The organism is Chitinophaga sp. (genome assembly GCF_036566945.1).
Lineage (GTDB): Bacteria > Bacteroidota > Bacteroidia > Chitinophagales > Chitinophagaceae > Chitinophaga.
In genome coordinates, this window is record NZ_DATCVJ010000460.1 from 1 (window position 1) to 9,323 (window position 9,323).

Annotated in this window: 7 protein-coding genes; 1 reads left to right on the top strand and 6 read right to left on the bottom strand. The window is 47.1% G+C overall.

Annotation, left to right across the window (positions count from 1 at the left end; all coding sequences use genetic code 11):
* From VIP81_RS14165 to VIP81_RS14185, 5 genes are all read right to left on the bottom strand, one after another.
* The coding region (locus VIP81_RS14165; RefSeq protein ID WP_331961708.1) for an AAA family ATPase at window positions 1-1,263 on the bottom strand (1,263 nt) is incomplete at its 3' end.
* Window positions 1,253-2,323, bottom strand: coding sequence for a DNA polymerase beta superfamily protein (locus VIP81_RS14170; protein ID WP_331961711.1), 1,071 nt, complete (start codon window positions 2,321-2,323; stop codon window positions 1,253-1,255). The genes VIP81_RS14165 and VIP81_RS14170, both read right to left, overlap by 11 nt.
* A complete protein-coding gene (locus tag VIP81_RS14175) occupies window positions 2,313-3,074 on the bottom strand; it encodes a nucleotidyltransferase domain-containing protein (protein WP_331961714.1) in 762 nt (253 codons plus the stop codon). Before VIP81_RS14175 ends, VIP81_RS14170 begins: the two co-directional genes overlap by 11 nt.
* Before the next feature lie 2 nt (window positions 3,075-3,076).
* Complete coding sequence (locus tag VIP81_RS14180; RefSeq protein ID WP_331961717.1) at window positions 3,077-4,444, bottom strand: 3' terminal RNA ribose 2'-O-methyltransferase Hen1; 1,368 nt, start codon at window positions 4,442-4,444, stop codon at window positions 3,077-3,079.
* Between the two features lie 57 nt (window positions 4,445-4,501).
* Entirely contained in the window at window positions 4,502-5,653 is a 1,152-nt protein-coding gene (locus VIP81_RS14185; RefSeq protein WP_331961720.1) for a hypothetical protein, read from the bottom strand.
* 142 nt (window positions 5,654-5,795) lie between these two features.
* Between VIP81_RS14185 and VIP81_RS14190 the strand changes: the two genes are divergently transcribed.
* Window positions 5,796-7,109 carry an O-acetylhomoserine aminocarboxypropyltransferase/cysteine synthase gene (locus tag VIP81_RS14190; RefSeq protein WP_331961723.1) on the top strand — a complete coding sequence of 438 codons (1,314 nt, stop codon included), beginning with the start codon at window positions 5,796-5,798 and terminating at the stop codon, window positions 7,107-7,109.
* A 123-nt stretch (window positions 7,110-7,232) separates the two neighbouring features.
* Here VIP81_RS14190 and VIP81_RS14195 read toward each other — a convergent pair.
* Window positions 7,233-9,323 (bottom strand): AsmA-like C-terminal region-containing protein (locus VIP81_RS14195; protein WP_331961725.1); only part of this gene is annotated, 2,091 nt, incomplete at its 5' end.

The following is a 9,323-nucleotide window of genomic DNA, read 5'->3' on the forward strand; positions in this document are numbered from 1 at the left end:
TCTTTCCGGATAGCGCAAAGCGGTCAGTGAAGCCCCAAATACGCAACCGGTATCTATGTCGATGGTATTATTCAACCACTGTGCTGCAGGTACGGGCGTGTGTCCGTATACTACCATGGCCCGGCCTTTATATTCCACCGCCCAGTTATATCTGATGGGGAGTCCAAATTCATCTGTTTCGCCGGTGGTTTCACCGTATAAACAGAATTCTCTCACCGCTCCGGAGCCACGCCCCTGCATGCTTTCCTTTAAGCCCGCATGTGCTACTACCAGTTTGCCGTCGTCCAGCACATAATGGCTGATGAGGCCATCTATAAATGATTTCACGGATTCCAGGAACTCCGGGCTTTCGCTGCTGAGCTGTGCCACCGTTTGTTCCAGGCCATGTCTGAGCTGTACATTTTTTCCGTTCAGGTAACGCAGTAATTTGGCATCATGGTTTCCCGGCACACATAAGGCCAGGCCATTGTTCACCATATTCATCACCAAACGTAGTACCTGCGGTGATTTCGGACCACGGTCTACCAGGTCGCCCACAAAAACGGGTTTACGAAAACGCGTGTATCCTTCGGCGTTAGTAGTCATGGGTGCGCTGATCAGGGAAGCATTTTCCTTGTCTATATGGTATCCAAGTACTTCCAACAGGTTACACAATTCATCGTAGCAACCGTGTACATCACCGATGATATCGAACGGACCGTGTTCGTCTTTTTTATTATTATAGAGTGGCGTACGGGTAATGGTTTCCAGCATGGCCACCTCTTCCGGTGAGCGCATTTCAAAAATCTGGCGGAAGCCTTCCTCCCGCAGATCACGGAGCCCACGCTTCAGCTGTGAGATTTGTTGTGGGATCACATGCGTACCGAAATTACGATCGCTCCGCTGCGTATTCCGCTCCTGACATACGTGTTCCGGCATGTTCAGGATAATAGCTACCGGCAGCACATGATATTCTCTGGCCAGCCGCACCCATTCCCGGCGGGATTCGGGTTGTACGTTGGTGGCGTCAATCACGGTGAGTAAGCCCAACTTTAAACGCTTGGCAGCTATAAACCGAACCAGTTCAAACGCATCAGCAGACACGGTCTGGTTGTTTTCATCATCGCTGATTAAGCCGCGGCAAACATCAGACGAAATAATTTCTGTGGGTTTAAAAAACTGACGGGCAAACGTGGACTTACCGGCGCCTGAAGGGCCGATTAATAATACCAGTGATAATTCTGGTATAGAGATGTGTGATAATTTGGTATTTCTACGAGACATAATATGCTTCTCTTATTCTTACTAACAGCGTTTCCGCCAGCGCCGGGTCCGGGTGTTCCGGCAGGTCTGACACAGCATACAGCTGTTGCATGTGATGTAATTTTTCGGTGGCCATTTCCACCAGGGTATCGTAACTGAATTCACCGTTACGGATACGCAGGAGGAAATCGCGGTCGTGTCTGTAAACACGTACTTCTTTATATTGCGCAATTTCTGCGGCCATGTTTAACAAACGAAAAGTATGCATCATATGCTTACTATCGTAGTCGGCGCCCAGCGCTTTGTTGTGGGCATACCGCGCTTCGTTGCGAAGTGTTTCCCATTCGTGATAGGCGGCGAACTCCTTACAATAAACGGTGTAACCATCTTTATTAAACTGCATAATCGCCAACGGGGCTGGTCCTTTAGGGACCGCACTCAGTTGCACATCGTTGGCATCTGATCCGGAGAAAATGCCTTTGAAGATGACCGGTGTATCAAATTGCCCGGTATGGTATAAGGCATATATATCGCGGAAATGATCGATGCGCGATAGACCACAGTGTTCGGGTTGCAGCTGCTTTTCGTGTAGCCAATTCCGTAGTAACACACTCTGGCTGCCAACAATCACGTAGCAAAATTCAAAAACGGATTTCCTTTCTGCCGGGTACGACTGGTTGATCTTCTTATTGAGTCCCCTGGCCCTTTTCAGCTGCGTATTCGCGAAACCGGCAAAGGTATCCAGGCATAAACGTGATAAAAAGTCCGCCGGCTTTATCAGCTCCATCAGCGGGTGACGGTATAATTGATTGTCGGCACCAGTACTTAACAGCTCCAGTATATTGGGGTTATTTTTCTCCAGTAATTCAAGGAAACGTTTTATTTCAAAATATACCTCATCATTGCTTTGATTGGCTACCTGCGGGGTATACGTCATCCCATACAGTTCCTGTTGGGGCAATATGAATACGCCTTTGATATCGGTATCTGAAGTGGGCAGCTGCAGGTTATATGCCCTGCTGCCGCTGATACATTCCAGCAGCATATATGCCCTGTTTTGCTGCAGTGCTTCAAAAGTCATAGGCTATATATTTCCGGAAAAGCGCATCCAGTTCGGCGGTGTCGTTCCTTACGGCTGGCAGTTCAGCAGATAAAAATTTGCATTCTTCCAGGGTACGGGCGATCCATTGATGCAACGCTAATACCGGCGCAATCGTAGTATGCTCATCCGCATTCACTTTTACTTCCATCAAATGATCAATCTCTTTTTGAATGGCTTCATCGGTGATTAAAGTACGCAGCGTGGCAAATTCCATGGGTGGTACGCCTTTGCCGGCCAGAATCCACTGGCAAGCCAGCATGGGCCGTAACACATAAAAATACTTTTTTACTTTCACCATGTCTCCTTCCAGTTCGTTGGTGAACGTGTTGTTCGCCATAGACAGGTAGTGATGACAACCAGATCTTGGCGAGAAATATTTTTCCATCAAACCTGTGAGGGTTTGTTTGAAGTCGGTTTCTTCCTGGTATACAATGGGCGACTGCAGCCATTCATATAAGGGCGCATTGGATTTCAGGAACAGCTGTAATCCTTTACGGATATCCCATCCGCTTACATCGAGTACTTCATCTACCGGAGGTTCAATCACATCCCGTTGTTCTGTGATGCTCAGGTAGGTATCTTTATGACGTGTGTAAATAAAGCGGATGTCAAAGTCGCTGTCCGGCGATGGAAAGCCCCAGGCGCGGCTGCCGGATTCGCATGCATAGAGTATTTTAACCTGATGCGATTGTTCCAGTTCTTTTATTTTTTGCAAAATCAGCTCTTCCATAATTATCTTTTAAACAGGGCCAGTTGGCTGGGACCACCTAATACTTCATCTGCTTCTCCCAAGGGCCTATAGGTTACAATATAACCAAATTGTGCGGCTACGCGGTTACCCCATGCCTCAAATTCGGCTCTTGTCCACTCAAAACGGTGGTCATTATGCCGGAACTTACCACTGCTAAGGGTTTCGTACATCATGTTATATTCTGCGTTTACCGTGGTAATAATCACATTTTGCGGCCGGGCGTACTCAAAAACCACTTTTTCCAGGGCCGTCAGACGGGGTGGGTCCAGGTGTTCTATTACCTCTACCAATACCGCGGCATCAAAGCCTGATAAACGTTTATCCCTGTACGTTAGTGATCCCTGGATCAGTTGCAGGCGTGCTTTCTGCATTTCCGGCAGGCGGTCGAGCTTCAGTTTTGCCTGGGCTATTTCCAGCGAATGATAGCTCACATCCATGCCCAGGATCTTTTTGAAGGCAGATTTTTCCATCAGCAAACGCAGCAACTTACCTTCACCACAGCCCATGTCCGCCACGGAGCTGGCATTCAGCTCCAGGAGCAGGTCTCTTACGGCCTGTAGCCGGACATCATGCAGACGTACTTTTTCCTTCGGCTGCTTTTCTTCCTCCGGCAGTACTTCTTCCTTCATAATCATACCCAACGCCTCTTTGGCCAGCGGGCCAATATGGCGGAGATAACGACGGGTAATCAGTTCTTTGGCAGGATGGGTATCCAGCCAGCCCTGCCCCTTTTCCATCAGTTTTTCAATTTCATGGCCGCCCACGAAATAATGTTTGTCGTTGTCACAAACCGGGATCAGGATGTACAACTGACTCAGGATTGTTTTCAGCGGCAGCGTATGGCGCAGCGTCAGATTGAAATAGCGGCTCTGCCCCCATTCCGGGAACTGTTCATCCAGCACATAGGATTGCAGCGATATGTCGTAGCCTAATGGCTCAAAAAACTGTCGTAGTAAGGGCTCGCCGCCTTTCACCGGCAGAACCGACAAGGTGATTTCAAAAGGAATCGCTTCGTCCGTCAGGTGTGGTTTGTCTTTACAACGCCCATTCATAGCAGAAGAATACGCCTGTGCAATGGCGGCGCTCATGAAAGACGAGGCCACATAAGGTCGGTCATTCACGTACTGTTCCAGTGCGAAATCATTCCCGGAACCGTTACGGCGAACCAGTCGTACCGGATCAATATCGAGCAGTAAAGCAGCCGTGCAGGAATCATCTGTGGCTTCCGGATAAAAAATGTGTGCACTACCGGCGGTCAGTTCAACAGTTTGTACTTTAGCGGGGTGTTTGTGCAGCAGATAGCCAAGGTCTGTGGCGGGGTAACGTTTAGTTGTAATAGTTAATAACATCGGTCAACTGTGCTTCTTCACGGAAGCACTCTTTTTATAAATTATGAATCGAAGATATTATTTTTTGTTATGCAGCGCAAATTTGCGGCGGATAAAATCGTTGAACGTCCCTTTATCTACCTGTAATACCTCCTTTACAGACCGGTAAAAGTCGTCATATTGCTTACCGGCACTTAATAATTTTTTAATGCCCTCCCAGCCGTTTTGCTGATCTACCAGCTGACAAATCAAACCGCCTACCACATAGCTCACCGTGCTTTGATGGTTTACATCATAGCCGGATTCCATATCGGCCATGATGCTACGTTCCGGGTGTGCTGCATAAAAATCAGCCAGTTGTTGCAGGTGCCAGGATAAAGGCTGCCCTCCGCTCCCACCAAGATAAGTCGGATATCCTTCACTGATCACCTGGTTCAGGGTAGCCGCATAGAGACTGTTGATATAAAGATGCACCACTTCATGTGGATACCATTCGCTGTTGTTGCCACTAAAAAGAATCCGGCGTTCTACTTCTGCCAGTCCCCCGGTAGTATCTGCCATGATCCTGGCTTCATAATCCCAGCCCTGTATACGGTACATTTCTTCCCGGTCCGTGCATTTGTAATACGTAAAGACAATGGGCGCTACACCGAAGCGTTGTGCCAGTTGCCGGTTAAAGGCGACTGTTTTTTCAGCAACTGCCGTATCAAACGTACATGGGTATACGAATTTTATGTCCGCGATCGTAGTGGCGTGCCAGCGGGCAGTCCGCGCTTCCAGCGGATGTTTAAAACGGAAACCCGCCGGCGTTTTCACCGCAACAATATTATAGATGGCACGCAACACCGGCGCTTCGCGTTCACGCTGACTGATAAAAGCCAGCTTCAACAGGTAGTTACCGGCGGGCGATAATATTTGAATGCCCGTTAATACCGGCTTGTAAAAAAATGGGTCCTGGTATTTGCCACTCATCTCTATAAAATATAAATCCTTATAAGGAGCGGGATTCGCCACAAAATCGGACGACAGCCAGTAATCATTTTTATGCAGGTCATTGTTTTTGGTGGAGAGAAATCCATGCAGGCTTTTTAGCAGGTCCTGGTTATCGGTGGCACTGTCCAGCGGTACTACATTGGGATTGATGCGGAAAATAAAACCAGTATCTGATTGTGCGATGCCGGATATACTTGTCAGGATCAGGATAAAAAGAGCTACTGTTCTGATATACATGAATAAAGGCTCATTTATTTAAAACAACAAATTATCATTTAATCTTTATATCTTCTACGGAGATCCCAGAAAAATATTTTGTTTTCACAATTAGTCTACTATATTTGTAGACTTTTATTCTCCACCTTTAAATTTTCCGGTTATGCCAGATAAGCCATTACATTTCGACACACTCCAGGTACATGCAGGTTACCAGCCAGAAGGCAGTACACATGCGGCGGCAGTGCCTATTTACCAAACTTCTTCCTATACTTTCGACAGTGCAGAACATGCGGCGGATCTTTTCCAGCTGAAGCAGTTTGGCAACATCTACACCCGTATCATGAACCCCACCACGGATGTATTTGAAAAAAGAGTGGCCGCACTGGAAGGTGGTGTAGCCGCACTGGCAGTAGCTTCCGGACAAGCGGCACAATTTATAGCCCTGCACAATATTTTGCTACCGGGAGATAACTTTGTCACGTCTTCTTACTTATATGGCGGCACCTTTAACCAGTTTAAAGTAAGCTTTAAGCGGATTGGCGTAGAGGCCCGTTTCGCGGACCTTGACAACCCAGCCAGCTTTGAAGCGCTGATAGATGAAAATACCAAAGCGCTGTATGTGGAAACGATCGGCAACCCCGGATTTTCCATTCCTGACTTTGAAAAGATAAGTGCCATTGCCCGTAAGCATGATTTGCCATTGGTGGTAGATAATACTTTTGGTGCAGCCGGTTACATTGCCCGTCCGCTGGAACACGGCGCCAACGTGGTAGTAGAGTCAGCCACCAAATGGATTGGCGGACATGGTACCAGCATTGGCGGTATCATTGTAGACGGTGGTAACTATAACTGGGGCAACGGAAAGTTCAAACAGTTCAGCGAACCTGATGAAGCTTATCATGGTATGAATTTCTGGGAAGTATTCGGCGCCCAGAGTCCATTCGGCAACATCGCCTATATCATTCGTGCAAGGGTGGCCGGCTTACGCAGCTGGGGCCCTTCCCTCGCGCCACAGAATTCGTTCCTGTTCCTGCAGGGATTGGAAACATTGTCGCTTCGCGTACAACGCACAGTAGATAATGCGCTGGCACTGGCACAGTGGCTACAACAACATCCACAGGTGGAATCCGTGAACTATCCAGGTTTACCGGATAATAAATATCATGCACTGGCACAGAAATACCTGCAAAATGGCTTTGGTGGCGTATTAACCTTTAAGATCAAAGGTGGCAAAGAAGCCGCAGATAAATTCGTACAGTCGTTGAAGTTAATTTACCATCTGGCGAACGTGGGTGATTCCAAAACCCTCATCATTCACCCGGCTACCACTACGCACCAGCAGTTGAGTGAAGAAGAGCAAACAAAAGCCGGTGTAGCACCAGGCGTGTTGCGCATTTCACTGGGCATAGAACATATTGGAGATATTCAGGGTGATTTAGCACAGGCATTTGAAAAAATAGCTGTTAGCTTTTAGCTTTTAGCTTTTAGTAAATGCAGCGAAGACTAACATTTTATCATCTTCGCTGCATTTACTAAAAGCTAATAGCTGTTATTCGCTGCATTTACTAAAAGCTAATAGCTAATAGCTAAGAGCTGTTTATGGTTCTTCTCCGGTATCAATATCTGACGCATTGCCACTTGTATCCTTATCACCTTTACCCAGCTTGATTTTTACCTTCCCATCCTTGTCAGATACTGCCCGTAAGTGCACCACAATTCCTTTCTTGCTACGCCTGCGTTTTTCTTCTTTATCGGTAATAGCAGAATCTTTCGCCGGATTACGCAATGGAATATCCAGGTTGATATTAGTACCGCCATCAATACCGTATACCCCCTGTAAGTCTATATTAATAGCGCTGGACGCGATGCGCATAGGCGGAATGATGATTTTATTTCCCTGTACCTGGAAAGTATTATTCAGGTTTTCAAATGTAATACTATCGAGGTGCCTTTTGCGGAAAGCAAAGTTGCCGATATCGGCCAATGGTCCGAAGTTGATGAGTGCACCGTTCTTCAGGTTAAAATTAATGGTGCCATACAGGGAGTTCTTCCCCAGTGAACCGTTATCCAGTATATTTCCTTTCAGGTTCACTTTCGCAGATACATTTCCTTTCAGGTTATCGGAAGTAAGGGAAGTCATTCCGAAATTATTAAACGCATAAAACAGCTGACCGATATGCACCGTGTTGACGGTAGCATTCATGGTGAAGTTATTATTAACTCCCTGCTGATGCATGGCTCCGGTCAGTTGCATATTGCCGCCTGCATGGTCGAGTGCTATTTGTTTTAACAAGATATCCGAATTTGTTAGCTCCAGCACGGCCTTTACATTTTGGGCCGTAAAGCGCTGATAGATTACCTTATCCAGTTTCACGTTCATATTTACATCGCTGGAGGCCAATACCACATCCAGTTGCCGTGATACGCGCCCTATTTTTGCTTTCTGCTGACTTTTAGAGGGCTTGGCCTTTTGCCGCGGCGCCAGGAAGCTTTTGAACTCGTTCAGGTCTACCAGCTGGCTACGTACATTCCAGGTAAGCGTTATTTTATCCGGCGTAGTAAAATACAGGTTCAACAGGTTCTTCACCACTCCATCCATTTGCAGATTGCTCTTCTCTGTTTGTATATCTACATTCTCCAACAACAGATCCTGCCCGGTGAAACGCAGGGTGGCGTTGGCATTGTGGAAAGACAAGTTACGGGGTGTATAAGTAAAAGCCCCCTGTTTCACGGCCACCACACCTTGCAGCGAAGAAGGCGTGTTATCGTCTGCCAGTACCGGCCCTGTGTAATACAGGTCTGCATTGGCGCTACCGGCCTTAAATACAATAGGTGCTTCTGTGGCTGCGCCGTTCAGATTCGCCAAGGGGAATTCCGAACGGAAATGTCCATGCAGCAAAGGTTGCTTCAGATTCACCACCCGAATGGTATCTGCTTTAAGCGGAATACCTCCCAGCGATGCACTCAGCTGGAAAATGTTCACAGCTGAGTTTTCATCCGTATGTCCTTGTCCGGGTAAAACCTCATTATTAAATCGACCGGTGAAATTACAGTTGGTCCACTCTCCCATGGTGGTAACCAATACGTTGTTGGTCGTTTTCCAGGTAATCAGCACCTTAGGTGTATCCCTGTATTTCATATGTCCGTCGAGGTTAGCCTCCGCATCCAGCGGCCTGGTCAGAGTAATGCTACTCAGCTTTGTGCTGATATTGGGCGGCAACCAGGAGGCGGCGTCTTTCAACAGCACCTGGTTGGCATTAATTTTTAATTGAAAAGGCGGTGGTTTTTCGCCAAAGCCAAACTGCCCTGCAATCAGCACCGGGTGGTCATCTATCCGGATTTCCTGCTGTGGTACGGTCAGTATTTTTGTGCGCTTATTGAAGATGACCGACAGATTCAATTGCAATTTTTTATCCTTGAGATAACTTCCTTTGTTGGAATTAAAAGCGAAGCTTTTCGACATAATATCCGACAGCATGGTAAACTGGATACTCGAATCCGTAGCATTTATTTTCCCATCCAGTTGATTAATATCCAGGTGGAAGAGCTTAAATTTCTGCTGGTTGTCTATCACAAAACTGATATTCCGGAGGGTCAGCTGCTCTACATTGGCGTCTTTGGAACCGCTGCTTTTCTTTTTCCCGGATTGGCCTTGTAGTACATAGGTATTGGAGTACCCGGTGGTATC

Excerpts from the sequence above, each read along its gene's own strand:
- VIP81_RS14180 (WP_331961717.1), bottom strand. The coding sequence starts at position 4,444 with ATGTTATTAACTATTACAACTAAACGTTACCCCGCCACAGACCTTGGC.
- VIP81_RS14175 (WP_331961714.1), bottom strand. The coding sequence starts at position 3,074 with ATGGAAGAGCTGATTTTGCAAAAAATAAAAGAACTGGAACAATCGCAT.
- VIP81_RS14190 (WP_331961723.1), top strand. The coding sequence starts at position 5,796 with ATGCCAGATAAGCCATTACATTTCGACACACTCCAGGTACATGCAGGT.
- VIP81_RS14170 (WP_331961711.1), bottom strand. The coding sequence starts at position 2,323 with ATGACTTTTGAAGCACTGCAGCAAAACAGGGCATATATGCTGCTGGAA.
- VIP81_RS14185 (WP_331961720.1), bottom strand. The coding sequence starts at position 5,653 with ATGTATATCAGAACAGTAGCTCTTTTTATCCTGATCCTGACAAGTATA.